General features: G+C 41.5%; 19 protein-coding genes. 12 read left to right on the forward strand and 7 right to left on the reverse strand.

Translation table 11 applies throughout. The annotated features are described in order from the left end of the window. Positions 1-610 precede the first annotated feature (610 nt). Positions 611-1240, forward strand: a complete 630-nt coding sequence (locus M5X66_RS13665) for a response regulator transcription factor (RefSeq protein WP_036955649.1) — start codon at positions 611-613, stop codon at positions 1238-1240. A gap of 743 nt (positions 1241-1983) precedes the next feature. Here the strand turns inward: M5X66_RS13665 and M5X66_RS13670 are convergent. The 3 genes from M5X66_RS13670 to M5X66_RS13680 form a co-directional block, all read right to left on the reverse strand. Beyond that, complete coding sequence (locus M5X66_RS13670; protein ID WP_230082450.1) at positions 1984-2541, reverse strand: helix-turn-helix domain-containing protein; 558 nt, start codon at positions 2539-2541, stop codon at positions 1984-1986. A gap of 292 nt (positions 2542-2833) precedes the next feature. Beyond that, on the reverse strand, positions 2834-4168 hold the full coding sequence (gene rimO / locus M5X66_RS13675; RefSeq protein WP_270103654.1) for a 30S ribosomal protein S12 methylthiotransferase RimO: 1335 nt from the start codon (positions 4166-4168) through the stop codon (positions 2834-2836). Positions 4169-4333: 165 nt separating this feature from the next. Continuing rightward, positions 4334-5263: a DUF7916 family protein gene (locus M5X66_RS13680; RefSeq protein WP_036955657.1), complete on the reverse strand. Its 930-nt coding sequence runs from the start codon at positions 5261-5263 to the stop codon at positions 4334-4336. 266 nt (positions 5264-5529) lie between these two features. On the opposite strand from M5X66_RS13680, the gene M5X66_RS13685 reads away from it, so the two are divergent. The 5 genes from M5X66_RS13685 (at position 5530) to efeB (ending at position 9574) form a co-directional block, all read left to right on the forward strand. After that, positions 5530-6087 (forward strand): iron transporter, encoded by a 558-nt coding sequence (locus M5X66_RS13685; protein ID WP_036955660.1) that lies wholly within the window; start codon positions 5530-5532, stop codon positions 6085-6087. Positions 6088-6188: 101 nt separating this feature from the next. Further along, positions 6189-6527 carry a cupredoxin domain-containing protein gene (locus tag M5X66_RS13690; protein ID WP_036955670.1) on the forward strand — a complete coding sequence of 113 codons (339 nt, stop codon included), beginning with the start codon at positions 6189-6191 and terminating at the stop codon, positions 6525-6527. A gap of 8 nt (positions 6528-6535) precedes the next feature. Next, on the forward strand, positions 6536-7393 hold the full coding sequence (locus tag M5X66_RS13695) for an FTR1 family iron permease (RefSeq protein ID WP_036955673.1): 858 nt from the start codon (positions 6536-6538) through the stop codon (positions 7391-7393). Beyond that, positions 7386-8273 carry an EfeM/EfeO family lipoprotein gene (locus M5X66_RS13700; RefSeq protein ID WP_108478360.1) on the forward strand — a complete coding sequence of 296 codons (888 nt, stop codon included), beginning with the start codon at positions 7386-7388 and terminating at the stop codon, positions 8271-8273. Before M5X66_RS13695 ends, M5X66_RS13700 begins: the two co-directional genes overlap by 8 nt. An 11-nt stretch (positions 8274-8284) precedes the next feature. Then, positions 8285-9574: an iron uptake transporter deferrochelatase/peroxidase subunit gene (gene efeB, locus M5X66_RS13705; protein WP_270103655.1), complete on the forward strand. Its 1290-nt coding sequence runs from the start codon at positions 8285-8287 to the stop codon at positions 9572-9574. Between the two features lie 73 nt (positions 9575-9647). On the opposite strand, the gene M5X66_RS13710 is transcribed toward efeB, so the two are convergent. The 3 genes from M5X66_RS13710 to M5X66_RS13720 form a co-directional block, all read right to left on the reverse strand. Then, positions 9648-10382 (reverse strand): vWA domain-containing protein, encoded by a 735-nt coding sequence (locus M5X66_RS13710; RefSeq protein WP_270103656.1) that lies wholly within the window; start codon positions 10380-10382, stop codon positions 9648-9650. A 144-nt stretch (positions 10383-10526) separates the two neighbouring features. Continuing rightward, complete coding sequence (locus M5X66_RS13715; RefSeq protein ID WP_270103657.1) at positions 10527-11411, reverse strand: hypothetical protein; 885 nt, start codon at positions 11409-11411, stop codon at positions 10527-10529. Between the two features lie 180 nt (positions 11412-11591). Next, the gene (locus tag M5X66_RS13720; protein WP_036955688.1) at positions 11592-12527 is read right to left on the reverse strand and encodes a LysR family transcriptional regulator; all 936 of its coding nucleotides are present in this window, start codon (positions 12525-12527) and stop codon (positions 11592-11594) included. Between the two features lie 144 nt (positions 12528-12671). Between M5X66_RS13720 and M5X66_RS13725 the strand changes: the two genes are divergently transcribed. Beyond that, the gene (locus tag M5X66_RS13725) at positions 12672-14498 is read left to right on the forward strand and encodes an adenine deaminase (protein WP_270103658.1); all 1827 of its coding nucleotides are present in this window, start codon (positions 12672-12674) and stop codon (positions 14496-14498) included. After that, complete coding sequence (locus M5X66_RS13730) at positions 14498-15841, forward strand: NCS2 family permease (protein WP_036955694.1); 1344 nt, start codon at positions 14498-14500, stop codon at positions 15839-15841. Before M5X66_RS13725 ends, M5X66_RS13730 begins: the two co-directional genes overlap by 1 nt. Before the next feature lie 75 nt (positions 15842-15916). On the opposite strand, the gene mdlC is transcribed toward M5X66_RS13730, so the two are convergent. After that, on the reverse strand, positions 15917-17548 hold the full coding sequence (mdlC, locus tag M5X66_RS13735) for a benzoylformate decarboxylase (protein ID WP_154600115.1): 1632 nt from the start codon (positions 17546-17548) through the stop codon (positions 15917-15919). Positions 17549-18255: 707 nt separating this feature from the next. Between mdlC and gltS the strand changes: the two genes are divergently transcribed. From gltS to M5X66_RS13755, 4 genes are all read left to right on the forward strand, one after another. Then, the gene (gene gltS, locus M5X66_RS13740) at positions 18256-19461 is read left to right on the forward strand and encodes a sodium/glutamate symporter (RefSeq protein ID WP_036955698.1); all 1206 of its coding nucleotides are present in this window, start codon (positions 18256-18258) and stop codon (positions 19459-19461) included. Between the two features lie 155 nt (positions 19462-19616). Then, complete coding sequence (locus tag M5X66_RS13745; RefSeq protein ID WP_036955699.1) at positions 19617-20525, forward strand: LysR family transcriptional regulator; 909 nt, start codon at positions 19617-19619, stop codon at positions 20523-20525. Between the two features lie 56 nt (positions 20526-20581). Next, positions 20582-21823 (forward strand): D-amino acid dehydrogenase, encoded by a 1242-nt coding sequence (locus M5X66_RS13750; RefSeq protein WP_036955702.1) that lies wholly within the window; start codon positions 20582-20584, stop codon positions 21821-21823. Between the two features lie 3 nt (positions 21824-21826). Beyond that, positions 21827-22180 carry a RidA family protein gene (locus tag M5X66_RS13755; RefSeq protein WP_036955705.1) on the forward strand — a complete coding sequence of 118 codons (354 nt, stop codon included), beginning with the start codon at positions 21827-21829 and terminating at the stop codon, positions 22178-22180. The last annotated feature ends 109 nt before the right edge of the window (positions 22181-22289 follow it).

Consider the following 22289-nt stretch of genomic DNA (forward strand, 5'->3'; position numbering starts at 1 on the left):
TCTTCTCTATAATACGCCAATAACGGAAAGATAATAGGTTGAAGTGCAAACTATCACTAAGGTTATCGATCAATTTATTCACACTAAACACTTTTATTAATCATACGAAAACCTATAGTGCAATATCTTTTAAGGAAATCATTACGTGTATTCACTCACTTTTTTAGAGTACTTTGCAATTTTACTGAGATAATTTTAATGACTTAACCACAAAACTTAAAAACAGAAAAAAATTATCAAGGAGGATGATTAATTAAATTTCATAAAATTGCTAATAGTGCTTTTTATGACTACCATTTTGCGATATTATTACTTAGCTAAATAACATTATTTTCATGTTATCTAGAAAACATAATAATCGTAAGACAAGCTTAAAACTCTATCTTGTTACAAAACATTAAACAGATGTTACGTTTTGACACATACTTTAACCTTTGTTTCTTTTTTATATTAAAATTAGGCAAGTACTTTTTTTAATATCATTTACGTTCAGCAATAATCTATAAAAAAGAATAGTTGAAAATATATTACCATTTCCATCGGTGAATTATTCTCATTCTATTAAACTACGTTAATTTGAATGTCAAATCCGTTTAACAGGAGTTTGGTGATGAATAGCGCCATTCATGTAATCGTTGAAAACGATAATGTCTTTAAGAATAAACTGAAATCAAAGATGGAATCTTTTGATTTTATATTTAAATTCTATAATGACGAAGAGGTATTTATTAGTACTTATACTTACCCTAAAGAAGATAATGCAAAGGATTGTGTTTTATTATTCGTAGGCAATAACTCCAGTCATATTAATAAATTAAAAAACCTTACTCAATCTTTAGCCGTTGTTCCTGTTATCGTCATCGCAGAAGAACCTTCTGCTGCACTATGCAGAGACTACTTCAAGGCTGGAGCCTTTGATTTCTACGCATTTCCATTTGATGACAGAGTGTTTCTAAGCGCTATTCAGGGAGCTAATGAACACTTCGATAAACAAAATGAAAATCATAAAAAATATATCTATTTAACCAATAAATTCGACCGTCTCTCAGCTAGAGAGCGTGAAATTATGGACATGATTTTAGACGGAAACACCAGCCGAGAAACGGCCGAAAAACTGTCATTATCACCAAGAACCGTAGAAGTGCACCGTTCAAATATTTATACAAAACTAGGAATAAAATCACTACCTCAATTAATCCAAGAGTATGAATATATTAATACTTATTCTGCAAACGCTTAATTCTCTTTATTCACCAGACACCCCCTCAGCCTAATGGTTTATCAAAAAACCATTAGGCATTTTCCGTTCGCAAAATTACCCAGAAAAATATAATTAAATTTAGATTTTTATTTAGATAACTATTTAATTTAATCATTTAACTTAACTATTCACTTAACTATTCGGTTAACTATTTTTCACTATCAAACTTAGCATAATGATTATGCTTTCTATTCCTCTTTATTAATCTATCATCCTAAAATAACTATTTTTTAAGCAATAGTGGAAAATCAAATAAATTGCACTATCATTTTTATACAGGAAAACTGTTACTCTAGTTATTAATGATAAAAATCGCATTTATGGCTAAATATAAAATTAATATATTTAGTTTAAAATAAAATATAAACCTATATATATCCCCGCAACCATTTACTCCAACTGTGAGTATGTGAGTTCACTGAAATAAAAATCTATAACATCAAATTAAAACCAATTCCTAAAAAAAAGCGTACTGAGATCAACATACTTAACAACAAGATAGGTTGATAATCTTAGCTCTTTTTCATTTCTTCTCTTTCGTTTCGCTGAAAGGCGTGACTGAGCCCGCAATCAATATGCATTGATATGTTGGGCTTAGTGATTACCGTAAGGCTGTGTGATTTGAATGCTTCGAACGTTTTCAGCATTGCTGCAGAAAATCAGTAGAAGCTTTTTTTATTGGCAGGGCTGTTTTTATTGGCGGACTATTTTTATTAACTGGACTATAGCTTGTATTCGCGAATATCAATCTGATATTGCTTCAGCTTGCGCCACAGTGTAGTACGCCCCATATTTAATGCTTGATGCATCTCCTGAATTTTTCCACCGTACGCCAACGCGGCTTCGATGATTAGCGCTTTTTCCACTTCATGAATGTTCAAGTCGTGGAATAGATTATGTCCGTGTGTTTTCTCTGAAAGTTTTTGCCAGTAAAAGTGACACTTTAGCTTTTCACTAATTTCTCGCCCTAGGGTAAGAGTGAGAGCTAACAGTATATTACTGCTGGTTGACTCCCCACGTAACACCAACGTGGCTAACAAGCGCGTTTCATCATAAATAGGGGCGAAATAGTAAGTATGTCCTTGTGAGTTAATTGGCTGGTCATCTAGAGAAGTGACCTGTATTTGAGAGAATATCCAAGATGGCAACATGGCGCTGCTGTCTGATTTACGGTTAGACCATAAAGTTTGACCGTATTTATCCAACAACATTCCTTCAATGTCGAAATCATGAATAGGTGATAAACCATTTGTGATGGCTTCACTTGCCAGTTGTATCAATAACTCCGGATCAATGGAGCATGATGATTTTTCTGTAAGCTGTGCGAGTTTGGGAATTGTAAAATCAATAGTCATAATCAGCCTTATTCTTCGATAAGTATTCTCCCTGATTATGTCAAGTTATCAGTTAAGTTTTATATCCTAGATCAAGTTATGATTTGATAGATTTTGGCGGGATGATATAGATCAAGTATTTGAAATATAGAAAAAACCCAAAATAGTGGGTTATATCGAAAAAAGCCTGCAAACATGATTCGCAGGCTAAATTTCGAGCTAGATGATAGCCTATTTTTTATTCGCTAACAACGGAGCCCCACAGGTCATATTCATCAGCATGCTCAATCAGCACTTTAACGATATCCCCTGCTTTCACATCAAACTCGCCATTGAGGTACACCATACCATCAATTTCTGGCGCATCAGCCATACTACGACCCACTGCACCTTCGTCATCGACTTCATCGATAATAACTAAAAGCTCGCGACCCACCTTCTCTTGTAAGCGCTGACTGGAGATCTCTTGCTGAAGCTGCATAAAACGATGATAACGCTCTTCTTTAATCTCTTCAGGTACTTGGTCAGCCAGTTCATTCGCTTTTGCGCCTTCAACTGGGCTGTATTTAAAGCAACCAACTCTATCTAATCGCGCTTCTTGTAAGAAATCCAACAGCATTTGGAAATCTTCTTCTGTTTCACCAGGGAAACCAACAATAAACGTCGAACGTAATGTCAGCTCAGGGCAAATTTCACGCCAGCGCTTAATACGCTCTAACGTTCTTTCTACCGCTCCTGGGCGTTTCATCAATTTTAAAATTTTCGGACTGGCGTGCTGTAATGGAATATCCAAGTAAGGTAACACTTTACCTTCTGCCATTAATGGGATCACATCATCAACATGTGGGTATGGGTAAACGTAATGCAGACGAACCCAAACACCCATAGAAGCTAGCTGCTCACATAATCCAACCATGCTAGTTTTCACCGGCTGACCATCCCAGAACCCCGTACGGTGTTTAACATCCACACCATAAGCAGAAGTATCTTGAGAAATCACAAGTAACTCTTTAACGCCTGATTCCACTAAACGCTTAGCTTCATTTAATACATCACCAATAGCACGGCTATCTAAGTCACCACGCATAGAAGGGATGATGCAAAAAGTGCAACGGTGGTTACAACCTTCGGATATTTTTAAGTAAGCATAATGTTTTGGCGTTAATTTTACGCCTTGCTCTGGGACTAAACTAAAGAACGGATCATGCTCTGGTTTTGGCACATAGTGGTGAACGTGATTTAACACTTGTTCATAACTATGTGGACCCGTAATTTCTAATACCTTCGGGTGAACTTCACGGATTTGGTTCTCTTTTGCGCCCAGGCATCCTGTCACAATCACTTTACCATTTTCGTTCAATGCTTCGCCGATAGCTTCTAACGACTCTTGAACGGCACTATCAATAAAGCCACAAGTATTCACGATAACCAAATCGGCATCGTCATAGCTAGGAACGACTTGGTAACCATCAGTACGCAGCTCCGTTAAAATACGCTCTGAGTCAACGAGGTTTTTTGGGCAGCCAAGTGAAACAAAGCCAATCTTTGGCACTGAATTCGTATTTTGCGACATAGCTCACTTCTTTATTATGTTATAGATATTGTTTTAAAAAATGGGCTGGATTTTACCTGAAGTATAGCGGGAATTGTATATTTTTTTAGCGATGAAAATGATATTTCGAGCGAAATTCCCGCACCATTTCGAGCTCGGGAATTTCACTCAGAAAAACAGCAAAGATTAGCGGTTAATTGAGCGGGCGATACGGGAATAGGTGTGTCTAACACCGCGGATCACAATACTGTAATTCAAGATATTCTCCGGTAAGGCAATGCCGTTATAACCTGAGTCACCAATATGATGTAAATCTGTTCCTGCCATTTTGCACATTAACGCAATCTGGCGGATGGTTTGTAGGTCAGCCCCTTCTTGGGATGTGCCAATCGCGGTCATGGTCATCACTCGCTGAGAATGGCAATAACTCACCATTCTTTGCACAAATTCCGAGGATATGCCCGGAACGGTACCCGGTGCTGGCAATAAAATAATATCCGCACCACTCTTAATAAAGGAATGAATATCCTCTTCGGTAATTAACTGCTCAGCAGACGCATTGAGGACTCCCGCCGCATGCATTTTTCCCGTAATAAGAACAATCTCTTCCCCCACCACCGCTTTGAGTTCTTTGAGGCTTTGGTTGATTTCTTGATTAGTGACACCATTGCCCGGATTCCCAGTCAGGACAATAATATCTGCCCCCATCTGCTTTAATTTCAGGGCATTTTTGACAGTGGCCAAGCGCCCTTCAGAAATTTGCCACTGTTTATCTTGATGGGGATTATTAAATCCTGCTGGCACTGGTTCCAAATTCACGCCAATCGCGCGTCCTGTTAAGTGCTTTAAGGTACGGATAATGTCATCGGGTGCAATGCCTTCTGGTAAACCTTGCATCACCGGATTATTCACATCAAAAACATTCAATAGCAAAATATCTGCGCCTTGGCTTGCTGCCAGTTCCGCATTAGTGACATTCATCAAGACTGGCTGAATAGTCCCGATAGTTTCACTCACCAGTAATCGCCCTTCGCTGGCTTTAATCGCTTCCAGTAAGCTTTTCTTATTCATTTTCGCAATTTCAGAAGCGGAACAATCCAAATAACGTTTTTGCATCTCCAGTACCTCGACTTTATACCTAATAAATACCGTTCAACGTTTCGACTATAGCATGTGAAACCGACTACAGTGTCTGAAGCAAATCACCTTTCTAATACTTATTTTTTATCACTAAAAAAGAAAGTATTAACACTTTGATTAATATTAAATTTAAATATATTCATAGTAAGGATTGGATATAAGCCTAAAACATTCTGCTTGTTTTTGATTAATAGTAATGATTATCATTATGCTTCTAACTTCATTCAGGTAAGGATGTCACAATGAAATTCGCTTATCAGGCAGCCGTTTCGGGCTTAGCCTTATTCTCTCTATCCGCCTTTGCTCAAGAGTATCCTCTCGGTCACCCAGTCATTAAAAACGGCATGGAAATCCAAGGTGTTTATTTACAGCCTATCACCATGGACACCGAAGAAGGCCACCACAAGATGGCTCACCTGCCAGCGGATAAAGCCGACGTTCACTTAGAAGCCGACATCCACGCAGTAGAAGATAACCCGAACGGCTTTGCAGAAGGTGATTGGATGCCTTACTTAACCGTCGAATATACCGTCACCAAACTGGGCGATAAGCCACAGACTCAATCAGGCACCTTTATGCCGATGGTAGCAAGCGATGGTCCTCACTACGGTGAAAATATTAAACTGGACGGCAATGGTAAATATCGCGTTACCTACAAAATTTACCCACCTTCACACAATCAACAAGCCGCTTTCGGTCGTCACATTGATAAAGAAACTGGGGTTGCCCCTTGGTTTGAACCGTTTGAAGTCTCTTGGGACTTTGACTATGCCGGCATAGGTCGCAAAGGCAGTTACTAATTTTTCAATGATGCGCTGAGGGCTTTCGCGGGGGTAATATTCCGCGCGAGCCCTTTTTCGCTAGTAAGGAACTCTCAATTTTCAATAAGTTTGAGCCAACAATGAAAACATTACTCAGCTTTTTACTGGTTTTTATTTGTGCATTACTTCCGCAATCAGCCTTAAGCGCCGAAAAATATACCGTTGAATTAGAAATGAAAAATGGGGATTTAATCCCTCGCGTTCTGGAAGTGCCAGCGAAAACCATTATTCGTATCAAAATTACCAATACCGGCACTGAACCCGCAGAGTTTGAAAGTTTGCAACTGCGCAAAGAAAAAGTATTAGCACCCGGCGCCAGTTCCGTGGTGGTCATTGCACCGTTAAAACCAGGTAGTTACACATTTTTCGACGATTTCCATCTGTCACATCCAAAAGGCGAGATCATCGCTAAAGAGTAGGACTCAACATGGGACAAGTTCTCTTTGTAGTTTGGCGCGAAAGTTTTGAAGCGCTGTTAGTTATCGGCATCATTTATGCGTGGATCAAACGCCACCCTGACGCTCGCAATGGAATGAAATACCTGTGGGGCGGTGTTGGGCTGGGTATCGCCATGTCCATCTTACTCGCACTGCTGATTTACGGCGTATTCAATGTCCTTGATGACACTGGGCAATCTATTTTCATGATAGTCATGGAGATCCTCGCCTGTATCTTGATTGTTCAAATGGTCTATTGGATGAACAAAAGCGGCGGCTCGATGAAAAAAGAGCTGGAATCAGGTATCAATCGTAATGCAGAACACCATAGTTGGTGGGGCGCAACCTTAATTATCGCTATCGCGATTGCCCGTGAAGGTAGCGAAATTGTCGTTTTCCTTTCCAGTTTTATCATGTCGTTGACCGCTGAAAATGCCAACGAATTTATCTTTGAAGTTGCAGCGGGTGTCGTTATTGCGGGTATGACGCTATATGCCTTCTTATTAACTAACCGAATTATTTCATGGAAAATTTTCTTTAAAGTCACTGGCGTGATTTTACTGTTCCTTGCCCTCTCCTTGCTGCTTCGAGGCGTTGAAGAAATTTCAAACTTAATGATTGAGTTTGACTATCCAATTCCTGAATTTTTAATCTACCCAGCATGGGATACCAGCGCATTACTGGATGATTCTGGTGTAGCTGGCAACTTTATTTCATCATTCTTTGCATATCGTTCACAGCCAATTTGGCTCAGTGTTATCACCTTTGTTGTCTATTGGATTGTGATCCTCGCACTGTTTGTTTGGAGCAAAAAACATGCCGCTAAACGGAACTTACAAAATGCGTAAAATCACCCACTTAGCCATTAGCGTAATCGTTGCTTCACTCGTGGCATCTACCGCCTATGGAAAAGCCCTACGCTCCCCTGTGCAAACAGGGGACAACATCATTATTGCTAAGGGGGATATTCCCACCCCTGAAAAATATCAGCCTGCCATTCAAGAATACTTATCCTTCGTCAACAAGGAGTTAAGTGAAATGGTGGAGCAATTAGAAAAACTCAATCAAAGTGTGCAAAAAGGTCAATTAGCGCAGGCGAAAGCGGCCTATATTCAAGCCCACCAGCACTATGAAACCGTGCGTCCGATCATTGTTTTGTTTGGTAATACCGACCGAACCATCAACCCTCGTGCGGATTATTTTCTGGATAAAGAAAAAGACTACCGCTTCGTGGGATTTCACTTGGTTGAATACCTTTTATTTGCCAAGCAAGATCTCAAAGCAGCGCTGCCAGCATCTGATGAGCTGTTATTAAAAGGAAAAGATTTACAAAAGCGTGTCTTAACCGAAACCATTGAGATTCCGAAATTGGTGCAAGCCTCCGCAGATTTTATGGAGATGATCCTAGAAACAAAACTGTCGGGACAAGAGAATATTTATAGTCTCTCTGACCTGTCAGATATGGCGGCTAATGCCAAAGGTTCTCAAGCCATCATCGAGGTGATCAGTCCGTTTATTGAATCCAAGACCCTCGATCAGATAAAAGAAAATGATCAGAAAATTAATAAAATAGTGCGGTCATATCAATTAGTTAAAGGCCAATACAAGCCTTACAGCCAACTAAAACAACAAGACAAAATGGCGCTCTATTCCCTGTTAACGCAACAAGCCGAACTGCTCGCGACATTGCGCGCTCAGTTAGATGTTGATGTTTACTATAAATATTAAGGCATAAATTTATGCAAGCTAAACTAAAAAGCGAGTCACAACCTTTGGGGTTTTCTCAATCTAAAATTTCTCGCCGCCATGCGCTAAAAACCTTAGTCATGGGAGGTGCAATCCTCGCCGCCCCCGCCCTCAGCGCAAAAGCATCCATTGCGGATTGCGAACTGACTTATGATAAAAGCATCAATTATTTAGGTTCACACCAAGCGGGTGTGTTAACCCCAGAACAGAAAAATGCCTCGTTTATCGCTTTTCGAATCACGTCAACGACCCTTGATGAGCTGCAAGCGCTGTTCTCGGTATTAACTCAACGCATTGCTTTTTTGACCCAAGTACAAAAATCCACGCCAAATCAGAATGATAAAATGCCTCCCGCTGAGTCTGGGATTTTAGGCACGCTCATTCAACCTGACGCCCTGAGTGTCACGGTTTCCTTGGGAGATAGCTTATTTGATTCACGCTTTGGATTAGAAAAGCTTAAACCGAGTCAATTGGTGGAAATGACCAGCTTCCCGAACGACCGTTTAGAAGACAAATGGTGTGGTGGTGATGTGGTGCTGCAAATTTGTGCCAATAGCCAAGAAAGCGTGATTTATGCGCTGCGCGATATTCTCCGCCACACTTCACCTTATTGGTTCCCGCTATGGAAAATCGATGGGTTCTTACCATCACGGGATATCGATAGACGCTCTACCCCAATTAATTTATTTGGCTTTAAAGATGGCACTGGTAATGCACCAGCCGACGATAGCAAATTAATGGATGAGCTGATTTGGGTGACTGAGGATAACAAAGAGCCATCATGGTGTGTCGGCGGTACCTACCAAGCGGTTCGCCTAATTCGTTTTAATCTCGAATTTTGGGATAGAACACCGCTGGAAGACCAAGAAAATGACTTTGGGCGCCATAAAGCAACAGGTGCCCCCATGGGGATGAAGCACGAAATGGATGACCCTGCATTCGACAAAGATCCGCATGGTGACCGCGTGTTATTTGACTCCCATATGCGCCGTGCCGAACCAAGAAATCCAACGCGCCACACCGCCAAGTTACGTCGCCGTAGTTACAGCTACTCTCTTGGCTTAACTGATAACGGCGCTCTGGATATGGGACTGATTTTCGTTTCATACCAAAAGAACTTAAAAACCGGCTTTATTGATACTCAAAAACGGTTAAATGGCGAACCACTGGAGCGCTATATTAAACCGTTTGGTGGGGGTTACTATTTCGTTTTACCCGGCATTCAATCAGAGCAAGACCAACTTGCTAAAGGGTTATTTGCCGCGCTGAAAGACACTAAATAGCACCATAAAAAAGCCCCGAATATAATTTCGGGGCTTCTAGCTCGTTCATTTACAGACTGATTTTATTATCTTCTTATTTTTTGCGATCCTTCGCGTCTTGCTCAACTTCCTGTTTCCATTCCTCTGATATTGGTGCAGCATTCTGTTTGGCTTCTACGGCTTTATTGACTGCTTTATATGCCTTATCGTAACCCGTGCCATCTTGAACATAACCTGTAGCATTCGAACTCTTAATACCGATATTATCCGCAGCCGTAATCGCATCAATATTGGCACCCAAGAAAATAAAGTCCCACTTATCTTCAACTTCTGCAGATTTAATCATAGATTTAATCTTAGCCTGACTATATTTGGTGCTACTGTTCTCTTCACCGTCAGTAATAATCACAAACAAAACATTATTGTTCTTGGTGATTTTTCTATTCTCACGCATTTTCACCATGGTATCGCCAATGGCATCTAATAATGCGGTGTTTCTACCGACAGAATAGTCATCTAGCGTGAGGTTTTTCACTTTATCAATAGGTTCTCTGTTGTGTAATAAACTGGTTTTATTATTAAACAACACCGTGGTAATAAAGGTTTTACCCGCTTTATTTCTATTTTCTGTCAGCACGCTGTTATATCCACCAACAGTGTCAGATTCAAATCCTGACATTGAACCGCTTTTATCCAAGATAAACACCAAATCTAATACTTCAGAATCTTTAGCGGGTTCAACAATGGATTTAGCGCCAGAAACGCTAGAAAAAAAGAGTAGGAATACAGCAGATATTGCAGTAAAAAATGAAGTCTTAAATAAATTCATCACTGAGCCTCTTTATAATATTATCCTGACGAAACTACCCTTTAGTTTCCGTGTTTCAGCGGGATATCACATAAGATTACTCTGCTTAATTTATAAGCAATTTCTTAATTATAAAGACACTCAGATAAACTTAATGGAATATACTTACCTTACCCACACACCATAATTTCTGAGTTTGTTAATTTCTTTAATAAACCCATTAAGTTTTATATATTCCTCAGCCATATTGCTCGAAGGACTTTCAGTATACGTTTCCACTAACTGAACAGTTAATTGATGATATTGTTTATTTAAGTCTTGATGAATATCGACTTTGTTCGCATTTTTCAGCGTTTCTGTTAACGCTATAATCTCATTCGCCACCGATTGAACCTGTGGATCACGGAAGGTCGCTTGAGGAACTTGATAACTTAAGTGCTGGCTAATTGAATTATTTTCTTCATTTTGCGGTGAATTAGGTACTAAATTTTGATCGTGTTCGTTCGCAAAATATTCAATTAACTCAGATTGATCAAAACATTTTGATTTAATATCTTCTTGCTTGTACTGCTTATTCTCTGCCCCCGGCAACGCTTTGCCAATTGGGTAAGTACAACGGAATAAATTGCCATCAATCACCACGGCATCACTGCTTTTGATAGGTAAGCTTAATTCATGCCCATAAATAGTGACATTTCGCGGCGCGGGTTGATACCCCTTTTTATCTTGCTCGGTATACACTTCAGAAAATGTGTAATACACCCCATGATTAGGGTTTAGGATCCCGCCTGAGTTATGTTCAAACACCATAAATTTGGTGACATGACCTGTATTATCTTCAAGTGTATGTTCACCACTGGCTAATGATACTGATCCATACTGACCAGGCTCGACCAGATAATCTTTACCATCCACTTTAAAGGAAATCGTGTTTTCTGTTGGATTGCTATAATAGAACTTTCCTTTATTTCCCATAATATCGAGATCACCACAGGCAGTAATCAATAGCATTACTGTTGTGAGCAGGCTGACTTTCAATATAGCTTTCATGTATATCCTCAACATATTACACATCAAAAAAATAGACCAAAAAACAAACAGCCAAGGGTAGTAATCTTATTCATCCCAATAAAAATAGTTTTACGATTAGTGCTTAACACTTCTTACTTGTTGAAAATCAATCAATAATGACGAACTATAAAAAATAAGGTATAGAAAAGCGCTGTAAAATTAAGATTGATGAGTGGGCGTACGACGTAATGCTTTAAATAATAGCTGGAAAACAGATTCCATCGTCGGCGTTAGCGTTTGGTTATTACGCATTAAGGATATCGAACGTGTTAATGCAGGTTGTTGTAACTGTAAAACTTTTAGCTCAGGATCCCGCAAATGCACCGTATATAACTGAGGTAAAATACCAATCGCTAATTTCGACCTGACTAAACCATATAAGGTTTCAATATAATCGACTTGATAACGCGGATTAATATTAAAGCGATTACTTTCAATTGTAGCGCTCACTAATCGATTAATATTTCCTTTCGAAAACATAGCAATGTCACGGTTATTTAAGAACTTCCACGGTAGATGAAATGCATTATCTGAAATAAATTCATCACGGTGGATTACTGCAACAAATGGGTCATCTTGCAAAGGATATAAAGTTAACTCTTCAGGAACCGAGCTATCCAATACACCTACCCCAAAATCAATTTCGTTATTCACTAATTTATTCACTAGTGTATCATTCGTTTGGTCATAAAATTCCACATTCAGTTTAGGAAAATGTTGCTGTAATTGTTCAGGAATAATCGGGAATAATAACGAACTGACAGAAGGAACCAATCCAATGCGTAATGTGCCATCACCGCCCTCTTCGATAATTTTTTGAATATCACTGAAGCCTCGGTGGGAGACACTTAAAATACGCTCTGCATGAGGTAAGATTGCGGCGCCTAGCTCCGTCAATGTTACTGACGCTGCCGTACGGTTAATCAACTTACCGCCAATTACGGTTTCAATCTGCCGTATCGCACTGCTCAATGCAGGCTGACTCACCGCTAAGCGATTTGCGGTTTCAGTAAAATGACGCAGATGTGCAAGAGTCACAAAATATTGCAACTGCTTTAGAGTTAATGCCGGAAGGCGCTGCCATGGCTCAGTCATTGTATTTCCTCGCAAATTGGATCGTCATTCTTATCATGATGCGCTTCATTATAACCTCTCTTTATGATTCGATAAATTTTATCATCTTGGCAAACGTTTGCCTTGCTCATAAAGTAGCGACATAAATCTTTGAGATGGTGTTTTATGAAGCTAACAAATCAAACTCGACGTCGAGCCGTACAAGCCGCAAAAGGCGAAGTACCTTTTGACCTTTTACTCACCAATGCCAATATTATTGATATGGTCACTGGGGAAATTCGATCTGCGGATATCGGTATCATTGAAGGGCTGATTGCCAGCGTACACCCAACAGGAAGTCGTACTGATAGCCATGAAACCCATAATTTATCAGGAAAATTTATTTCCCCAGGTTTTATTGATACCCACGTTCATTTAGAAAGCTCCCATCTTCCCCCTGCTCGTTATGCTGAAATTGTCCTCACACAAGGCACCACCGCCGTATTTTGGGATCCCCATGAACTTGCAAACGTATTGGGGTTAGATGGCGTACGCTATGCCATTGATGCTAGCCGTAATTTGCCCCTTGATGTGATGGTTGCAGCCCCTTCTTCTGTGCCCTCTACACCAGGATTGGAAATGTCAGGTGCAGACTTCGCAGGACAAGAGATGTCCACGATGTTGAGCTGGCCGGAAGTACGTGGTGTGGCAGAAGTGATGGATATGTTCGGCGTGCTAAATGGCAGCGAACGCATGGAAGAGATCCTCGACGCCGGATTAAACTCAGGAAAAATCATTGAAGGTCATGCCCGCGGATTAAAAGGTGCTGATTTACAAGCTTACCTCGCTGCTGGCGTTACCTCCGACCATGAACTCACTTCCGCAGAAGACGCCCTCGAAAAATTACGAGCGGGGCTAACACTGGAAATCCGTGGTTCTCACCCTTACCTGCTGCCTGAAATTGTGGCGGCATTGCAAACACTGCCGCATTTATCCTCACAAATCACGGTATGCACAGACGATGTTCCGCCAGACATATTGATTGAAAAAGGCGGCGTGATTGCGCTGCTGAATTTATTAATTGAGCACGGAATGAAAGCCACTGATGTGTTGCGCTTTGCGACATTCAATGGCGCAATTCGCTTACAGCGCAATGACTTAGGTTTGATAGCCGCAGGTCGTCGCGCCAACTTAGTGGTTCTTGATTCTCTCGATACCTTAAAAGCTCAGCAAGTTTATGTCGATGGCAAAAAAGTGGCAGAGAATGGGCAACTTGTTTCGCCGATTGCCACTGAAAATACGATTTTACCGCCACGCGATACCATGCACCTAGCGCCAATCTCGGCTCAAGATTGCCAGCTTCAATTAGCTGACTTGCAAAATGGTACTGCGCGTTTACGTCATATTAGCGGTGCCCGCTTTACTCAGTGGGGAGAGGTCGATGTTCAAGTCGAAAATAGCATCGTGCAACTGCCTGATGAGTTTAGTTTGATCCGCGTACAACATCGCCATGGACGCCATAACGCCAAACCACAAATTGCCTTACTAAAAGGATGGGGAGAATTACGCGGCGCCATTGCCACCAGCTACTCCCATGATTCCCATAACCTTGTAGTGCTCGGTCGTGATGCCAACGATATGGCAATGGCAGCTAACCTGCTGATTGAAAGCGGTGGCGGTATGGCGTTAGTTCAAGATGGTAAAATCCTTGCTCATGTGGCGATGCCCATTGCAGGTATGCTCTCGGAATTACCTGCACCTGAGCTGGCAGAACAATTTCGCCAACTCAGAGAATTGAGCAGCCAAATTGCTGACTGGGAACCCCCATATCGTGTATTCAAAGCCATCGAAGGCACGTGTCTTGCCTGCAATGCTGGCCCACATTTAACCGATTTAGGACTGACTTGCGGTACCACTCGCCAGATAGTTGATGCCGTCTTAGAACGTGCTGAAAGTAATAGCGGTATTAAAAACACTCATCCAATAAAAAATAATGATAGGAGCGCCAATTAATGGCTAACGATTCTCTTCATCAGCCAACATCAGGGAGTTGGTTAGAAAGGCGTTTTGCGCTGCGTGAACGTGGCAGTTCAATCAGAACAGAATGCCTCGCCGGAGCCACTGGGTTCCTTGCAGCAGCCTATTTGCTCGTAGTTATTCCCGGACTGTTAGCCGCAGGCGGCATGGATAAAGGCGCAGCGACCACAGGCACTATAATCGTGTTTGTACTCGCTAGCCTATTAATGGCGTTCTACGCTAACTTGCCTTTTATTGTGGGTCCCGGTATTGGTGGCTCGGTATTAGTGGGGATTACCCTTGCAGGCAGTGAAGGAATTGATTGGCAAATCGGTTTAGGCATCGCCTGCTGGTCTGGAATTTTATTTTTCCTGCTCACCAAATTCGGTTTACGTGAGGTTGTGACTCGCTCCGTACCACAATCCATCAAATTAGGCTTAACAGCATCTATCGGTCTGTTTGTGGCAGTGTTGGGCTTTCGTAATGCAGGCTTAGTATTAGCCAACCCAAAAACCAACGCATTAATGCTGGGGGATTTTCTCTCTCCGGGTGCCTTAGTCGCTCTTGCAGGCTTCTTTGTGGCTATCGCATTGCAAGCTCGCCGCATTCCCGGTGGGATCTTATGGGCGATTTTGTTCGCCACCGTGTTAGGCATTCCGTTCGGCGTCACAAAGTTACCAGAAAGCTTTATTGGCATGCCGCATTCTATTGCGCCAGTCTTAGGTCAGGTGGATTTAATTGGCGCCTTAAACATCGCCTTCTTACCTTTCTTATTTGTTTTCTTTGCCGCTGAATTTTTCTCCACCATGGGAACCACATTAGCCGTCGGTGGCGAAGCCGGATTGCTGGATAAAGAAGGCAACATGCCAAATATCAACCGCCCGTTTATTGTGGATTCCATCGCCGCAGCGTTAGGCCCAATGGTGGGTATCCCAGCGGCAACCGCATTAATTGAATCTTCAGCAGCCGCTGAAGCAGGCGGTAAAACCGGTATGACAGCATTAGCGGCGGCGTTCATGTTCCTGCTTATGTTACTGTTTACCCCAATCGCACTAATGATCCCGGCACAAGCTACCGCTCCTGCATTAATTTTAATTGGCTTAAATATGTTCAGCGGATTACGTAAAGTGGACTTAGCGAACTTTACCGACGGTCTGCCAGTATTAATGATGGTGATGATCACTTTAATCGCGAACAGCTTTGGTACAGGGATTGCAGGTGGGTTACTGTTTTATATCTTAATTAAAGCGGTGGCAGGCAAGTGGCGTGAAATTCCAATCAGTCTGTGGATCCTCGCTGTGCCATTAGTGTATTACTTCTCAACGTTAGTGAAGCACTAAGTCTGCTCCCCTTTTTATTAAAATAGCCTCTATTTGAGGCTATTTTTCTATTTGCATCTTATTTAAATCTGCATATTAAATCAGTGGGGGAATTTGAGGCTGAATTGGCACTTCGATCACCGTTGGGCCTTGACGCTTAAATGCCTCACGGCAAGCCGCTTTGACCTCATCTACCGTCGTGGCTTTTAACGCCGTGCAACCATAACCTTTACCCAGCGCCACAATATCCAAGTTTGGAATATCCAGCCCCGGAACTCCTGGCGTTTCTTCTAACACCGCGAAGGATTTCAAAATGGCGTACTCACTATTTCGTGGGATCACAAACACAATCGGTAAATTATGTTGTGCCGCACTCCATAGCCCTTGAATCGAATATTGCATCGAGCCATCACCAATAATCGACATCACAGGGCGGTGTCGACCACTGTCTTTTTCCGCTAAAGCGATTCCCACGCTTGCTGGTAAGTTCCAACCTAATGATCCACTGGCAAAGGTATAGAACGAATCCGGTGCATCAATTGGCCATTCACGATGTAATTCGCCGAGGTTTGACGGCGATTCTTCCACCAAGATAGTCTCTTTCGGGGAGACTTCTCTGAGCGCTTTAAACAGCTGCGCTGCACTTAATACCGTTGAATCCCCCTTCACCCCTGGTGCGGCAGGGTGTGGAGCCATACCATGGGACTGTTTCTCAACCTTATTTTTCGCTGCCGTTCTGGCGTTCACTAACGGAGTCAGCCCTTCAATCGCGAGTACCGCATCACTGAGTAAGCTATCACCAACCGGTGCTCTTCCTACCTCAATAGGGTCATCGGTAATGTGCAGTAAACGCATGCCATCTGGCAAATAACTCCCTGCTACATAAGGATAATAACGGAAAACAGGCGCCCCGATAATCAACGCCAAATCATACCCTTTTAGCTTATCGGACAGCGGTCCCATCGCGAAAGGCAACCCGCCAGCATACAGAGGATGCGTTTCAGGGAATGGCGGACGTTCCGATGCTGGCGCCGCCCAAACAGGTACATTCAATTTTTCGGCTAACGCAATGCCCGCGTCCCAGCCTTCCCCCCGCGCAATGGCGGAGCCATAAATCAGCACTGGATTTTTGGCAGAATTCAGAGCATCCGCAAATGCTTGTAAACGAACAGGATCATAACCAATGCGCTGGGAAACTTCACGCACAACCGCCTCTTGGGCAACGGCAGGTTTATCCCAATCATCAAGGGGGATTGATAAGAAAACGGGTCCCGCTGGTGGCTGAAGTGCCATCGCATATGCTCGCATAAATGCCGCTGGCACATCTTCCGCACGCTCCGGCTGGTAACTCCATTTGACCCATGGTTTTGGTAAGGTTTCAGGCTCAATATTGGTTAGCCAAGGTTCCATCAGCAACATTTCACGGGTTTGGTTACCCGCCGTGATAATCAGTGGCGTACGGTTCATATAGGCGGTGAGAATATTACTCATCCCATTACTTAGCCCCGCGGAAGTATGCAAGTTGACCATTGCCACTTTGCGCATTCCCTGAGCATAACCGTCAGCTGCTGCTACAGCAGATGCTTCATGTAATGTTTGGATATAACGAAAATCACTCGGAAAATCTTTTAAGAATGTCTCTTCAGTTGAACCAGGGTTACCGAAAATGGTCGTAATATTCAATTGGCGTAGTAAATCAAAAGTCACTTGGCGAATGGTTTTCTTCATTTAAAATACCCTAATTAAGATACCTGAATTAATCCCCATCATAACCAATCCCCCCAATGAAAAACATTTTCCTCTCAGAGAATTAATCTTATTTAAAACCTAAAGATTGCTTTTTATTTTATTTAAATACAATCAGTTAAATGAACATCTTGTTTCGATGATAACAATCCAATGGGAATAAATACTGCACTCTAAGATTTAATCCATATAAAGCATGAAAGATGCTTAAGAATATTGGTCTTTATACTAATTTCAGCTTCAATTTGACGCGGAAAAAGCAGATTAATCGCCAACAAAACTGACTAAAACGTGAGTTATGTAGCAATTTTTTAACATTCATTAACAATATAGCGGCTTTTATGTCACCCATCACATTTCCAACAATTACCACGACTTAGCGCCAGCGCTAATACACCAAAAGAGATGATGAAATCACGTTATTTTCCCGCCAGATAAGAGAAATTAAAATGCCTAATAAAATCAATTTGTTATTTTATTATTATTTATTTCTTTGATTAAATCCTCCTCTAGTAATGACTTAAACCAATCAATGAAAGTACTTTTTTCATACGATTTACTTAACTAAAAGTTATATCAACCTCAACAAAACTCATTGTTAAACAAAAGTTAAGCAAAGTAACTTCATTTAACACTAATGTTAAATCGCAAAAGTGAATGCTCTGGTAAACAAATGTGAGGTAAAAATAATGACACTAGATGCCAGCTATACGCTATTGTTTGCATGCTTAGCGCTGCTTATTGGGATGATTGTGGTGAAAATCAGCCCTTTTCTACAGAAAAACCATATTCCTGATGCTGTTGTCGGTGGATTTATTGTTGCTATCGTTTTATTAATTGTTGATAAAGCAGCAGGCTATACTTTCTCGTTTGATACCTCATTACAAAGCACATTGATGATCGCTTTCTTCTCATCAATTGGTTTAAGTTCAGATTTTTCGCGATTAATAAAAGGCGGGAAGCCTCTCGTTATTTTAACACTCGCAGTTACCATTTTAATTGTGATCCAAAATGCTGTGGGCATGGGTATGGCTGTCATGCTAAATGAAAGTCCATTTATCGGTCTGATTGCAGGTTCAATCACATTAACAGGCGGTCACGGTAACGCTGGTGCTTGGGGTCCTATCCTTGCCGATAAATATGGTGTAACAGGGGCTGTTGAGCTGGCGATGGCGTGTGCGACTATGGGCCTGGTTCTTGGTGGGCTTGTCGGTGGGCCAGTAGCACGCCACTTACTGAAAAAAGTGACCATCCCAAAAGCAACTGAGCAAGAAAAAGAGACCATCCTTGAAGCATTTGAGCAACCAACGGTAAAAAGAAAAATCAACGCCAATAACATCATTGAAACCATTTCAATGCTGATTATCTGTATCGTTGCGGGTAGCTATATCAGTGAGTTAGTAAAAGATACGCCAATGCACTTACCAACTTTCGTTTGGTGTCTGTTTGTCGGTATCATCATTCGTAACGTCTTAACCCACGTGTTTAAACATGAAGTTTTCGAACCAACCGTTGACGTTTTAGGTAGCGTGGCACTCTCGTTATTCCTTGCTATTGCGCTAATGTCATTGAAGTTTGGTCAATTAGCTAGCATGGCGGGTCCAGTATTAATCATTATCGCAGTACAAACCGTTGTGATGGTGTTATTCGCCTGCTTTGTCACATTCAAAATGATGGGCAGTGACTATGATGCTGTCGTTATCAGTGCGGGTCACTGTGGATTCGGAATGGGGGCAACGCCAACGGCAATCGCCAACATGCAAACCATTACTCGTGCATTCAGCCCATCACACAAAGCCTTCTTAGTAGTACCAATGGTCGGTGCTTTCCTGGTGGATATCACCAACAGTATCATCATCAAGCTATATATTGAATTAGGCGCAGCCATCGCATAATCCTCAATAGCATATGCCGGCTCATAACCAAAAGTATATGAGCCGGCATTTTTCATTTCTGGTAAGTGACCCCGATATCGGATCCATGACACCTTTTTCTGTAGAATAAGAAAAAATGCAAAGTATTACCTAGTTCTAACCATGGACGACCAATAATGAAGTTAAGGCACCTTGATATCTTTTATGCTGTGATGACCTGCGGTTCACTCACTCGAGCAGCAGAAGTTCTGCATATTTCCCAGCCAGCGGCGAGTAAAGCACTCAAGCATGCTGAACAGCAATTGGGACTCGTTTTATTCCAACGGATCCGAGGGAAATTACTGCCAACAGATGAAGCCAATTTATTATTTGAAGAGGCAAAAGAGGTTTATCAGAATTTAGATAGACTCAGAATTTTGGCACAGAATTTATCTAGAAACCCACAAGGTAAGTTGGCTATTGGGTGTTTACCTAGCCTAGGGCTTAACTTAGTGCCTGAAGTCACCGCACTGTTTATTAAAAAGCATCCAAATATCAAACTCACTATTGGTACCCATCACACCACAGATATTTTGCAATTATTAACTCAACAAGATCTCGATATTGGTATCGCATTTAATTTGGCCATTGAAGGTGGGATCACCGTATTGCCTGTTGCTGATATACCTCTCGTCTATGTGGATAGTCAGGCTCCCGCGAAATCTCCCGTCTCACTGGTGGATATCGACCAAGACCGCTGGATCCACCCAGGCTCCGACTCCCTCTCTCAACTGCTACAGCAGAGGCATGAGTTCCAAGAATCCAATATTAGCGTGCACACTTACCACATGGCTGCGGAGTTTGTTCGTGCAGGCCTAGGTTGCAGTATTACTGACATTTTTTCTGCGGAACATACGCTGCCAGAATCAATGATCTATCCGCTTAAAGAAAATTTGCATTTAGCCGTATCCGTTTTCCATCGAGCAGATAGACCGCTCACGAAAGCCGCACAAAATTATGTAAACACCTTGTCGCTAATACTAAAAAAACGCAACGCAGTAGTTAACCAAAAGTTATACTCCGGTGATGAAAACTCAATTGTTTAGTCTGACTATTCGCCGTTAAATGATAACTCCTAAGTTATTATTGGTTGCGGAATATTATGACTAAACATGTGGTAGTGATTGGTGCTGGAGTGATTGGATTAAGTACCGCATATGCTTTAATTAAAGCGGGTCAAACAGTCACATTAATTGAATCTGATTCTGGCGTTGGCATGGAAACCAGCTTTGCCAATGGCGGACAATTAAGTTATCGCTATGTTTCGCCGCTTGCAGATGCAGGCGTTCCATTACAAGGCTTACGCTGGATGGGTAAAAATGATTCCCCATTAAATTTAAGAATCGATTTTACATTACAGCAGCTTTCTTGGATGACCCAATTCACCTTAGCCTGTAACCGCACCACCAATAAAATTAATGGCGCTCATTTATTACGATTATCACTACTCAGTCAAAATGTCATGAATACGTGGCGTATGAATGGTGATATTGCCGATTTCGCTTGGGAAAAATCAGGAAAATTAATTATCCATCGCGAACAATCTAGCTTTAAAAAAGCCAGTGAAACCGTAGATAAGGAATTTCAAAAAGTTTTGAATGCCAATGAAATCGTTGAGTTAGAGCCTGCATTAAAAAATATTCAATCAGAGTTAGTGGGTGCGATTTACGCCCCCGATGATGAAACCGCTGATTGTTATTTATTCTGCAAAAATATTCTGGCTTATTTATCAACACAGCCGCAATTTACATTATGCCTTGAGCACTCGGTCAAATCCTTTATTAAACTTGGCAATACCATTACGGGTGTAGAAACAAATCAAGGCTCAATTCAAGCAGACGATGTGGTAATTTGCGCAGGTAATGGTAGCCGTGAGTTATTAAAACCCCTTGGCATTGATGTGCCAATTCTCGGTTTAAAAGGCTATAGCCTCAGTGTGGAATATCCACAAATGGCACATATCGTTCCTAAACTTAGCGTGACCGACTACGGCAATAAAATTGTCTACGCCAAACTAAATGATCAATTACGCATCGCTGCTATGGTCGATATTGGTTATGACAAATTTGGATTACGAGAAAACAGAATTTCTGCATTAAAAAATATTATTAAAAAAACATTCCCGGATTTACCTAAAATTGATAAAGCTGAAACATGGTGCGGTTTACGTCCGTCAACACCAAAGGGACCACCAATGTTAGGCAAAACTACACGCAGCAACTTATGGCTCAATGTGGGTCACGGCAGTTTAGGTTTTACATTAGCAGCGGGTAGCGCAGAGATATTAACTCAGCTAATTACCCAGCAACGCTCCCCTATTTCATTAGAAGGATTAACGAGGTAATTAATGTCCATTAAACGTAATAACCCAAAACCACGCTTAGCAGACAGCGTTGAATATGCTGGATTAGTTTACTTATCTGGACAAGTGCCTACAGATTTAACCGGAGATATTACCGCTCAAACCCAAGATGTATTAAACAAAATTGACACATTATTAGCTGCTAGCAATAGCGATAAAACCCGTATTTTATCAGCTCAAGTGTGGGTAAAAGACATGAAGCGTGATTTTGCTGACTTTAATACCGTTTGGGAAAATTGGATGCCAGCTGAATTTAGCCCTGCTCGTGCCGCTGTTGAAGCGAATATGGCTCGAGATCAAGTACTCGTTGAAATCATGGTGACCGCAGCACAACGCTAATTTTAATTTACTCTATGGCATTCAAAAGACTAAATTTATTCTCTTGAATGCCTTTTTTATGCCTTTTATCATCTTTTTTATCCAATTTCCCTCTTAATAACTCTTTTTA

This window comes from Providencia sp. PROV188 (assembly GCF_027595165.1).
Classification (GTDB): Bacteria; Pseudomonadota; Gammaproteobacteria; order Enterobacterales; family Enterobacteriaceae; genus Providencia; species Providencia lanzhouensis.

Bases quoted from the DNA above. Each gene is read 5' to 3' on its own strand.
- gltS (WP_036955698.1), top strand. From the start codon at position 18,256: ATGACACTAGATGCCAGCTATACGCTATTGTTTGCATGCTTAGCGCTG.
- rimO (WP_270103654.1), bottom strand. From the start codon at position 4,168: ATGTCGCAAAATACGAATTCAGTGCCAAAGATTGGCTTTGTTTCACTT.
- M5X66_RS13730 (WP_036955694.1), top strand. From the start codon at position 14,498: ATGGCTAACGATTCTCTTCATCAGCCAACATCAGGGAGTTGGTTAGAA.
- M5X66_RS13695 (WP_036955673.1), top strand. From the start codon at position 6,536: ATGGGACAAGTTCTCTTTGTAGTTTGGCGCGAAAGTTTTGAAGCGCTG.
- M5X66_RS13725 (WP_270103658.1), top strand. From the start codon at position 12,672: ATGAAGCTAACAAATCAAACTCGACGTCGAGCCGTACAAGCCGCAAAA.
- M5X66_RS13665 (WP_036955649.1), top strand. From the start codon at position 611: ATGAATAGCGCCATTCATGTAATCGTTGAAAACGATAATGTCTTTAAG.
- M5X66_RS13700 (WP_108478360.1), top strand. From the start codon at position 7,386: ATGCGTAAAATCACCCACTTAGCCATTAGCGTAATCGTTGCTTCACTC.
- M5X66_RS13690 (WP_036955670.1), top strand. From the start codon at position 6,189: ATGAAAACATTACTCAGCTTTTTACTGGTTTTTATTTGTGCATTACTT.
- M5X66_RS13680 (WP_036955657.1), bottom strand. From the start codon at position 5,263: ATGCAAAAACGTTATTTGGATTGTTCCGCTTCTGAAATTGCGAAAATG.
- M5X66_RS13745 (WP_036955699.1), top strand. From the start codon at position 19,617: ATGAAGTTAAGGCACCTTGATATCTTTTATGCTGTGATGACCTGCGGT.
- M5X66_RS13715 (WP_270103657.1), bottom strand. From the start codon at position 11,411: ATGAAAGCTATATTGAAAGTCAGCCTGCTCACAACAGTAATGCTATTG.
- M5X66_RS13710 (WP_270103656.1), bottom strand. From the start codon at position 10,382: ATGAATTTATTTAAGACTTCATTTTTTACTGCAATATCTGCTGTATTC.
- M5X66_RS13685 (WP_036955660.1), top strand. From the start codon at position 5,530: ATGAAATTCGCTTATCAGGCAGCCGTTTCGGGCTTAGCCTTATTCTCT.
- M5X66_RS13750 (WP_036955702.1), top strand. From the start codon at position 20,582: ATGACTAAACATGTGGTAGTGATTGGTGCTGGAGTGATTGGATTAAGT.
- mdlC (WP_154600115.1), bottom strand. From the start codon at position 17,548: ATGAAGAAAACCATTCGCCAAGTGACTTTTGATTTACTACGCCAATTG.
- M5X66_RS13720 (WP_036955688.1), bottom strand. From the start codon at position 12,527: ATGACTGAGCCATGGCAGCGCCTTCCGGCATTAACTCTAAAGCAGTTG.
- M5X66_RS13755 (WP_036955705.1), top strand. From the start codon at position 21,827: ATGTCCATTAAACGTAATAACCCAAAACCACGCTTAGCAGACAGCGTT.
- efeB (WP_270103655.1), top strand. From the start codon at position 8,285: ATGCAAGCTAAACTAAAAAGCGAGTCACAACCTTTGGGGTTTTCTCAA.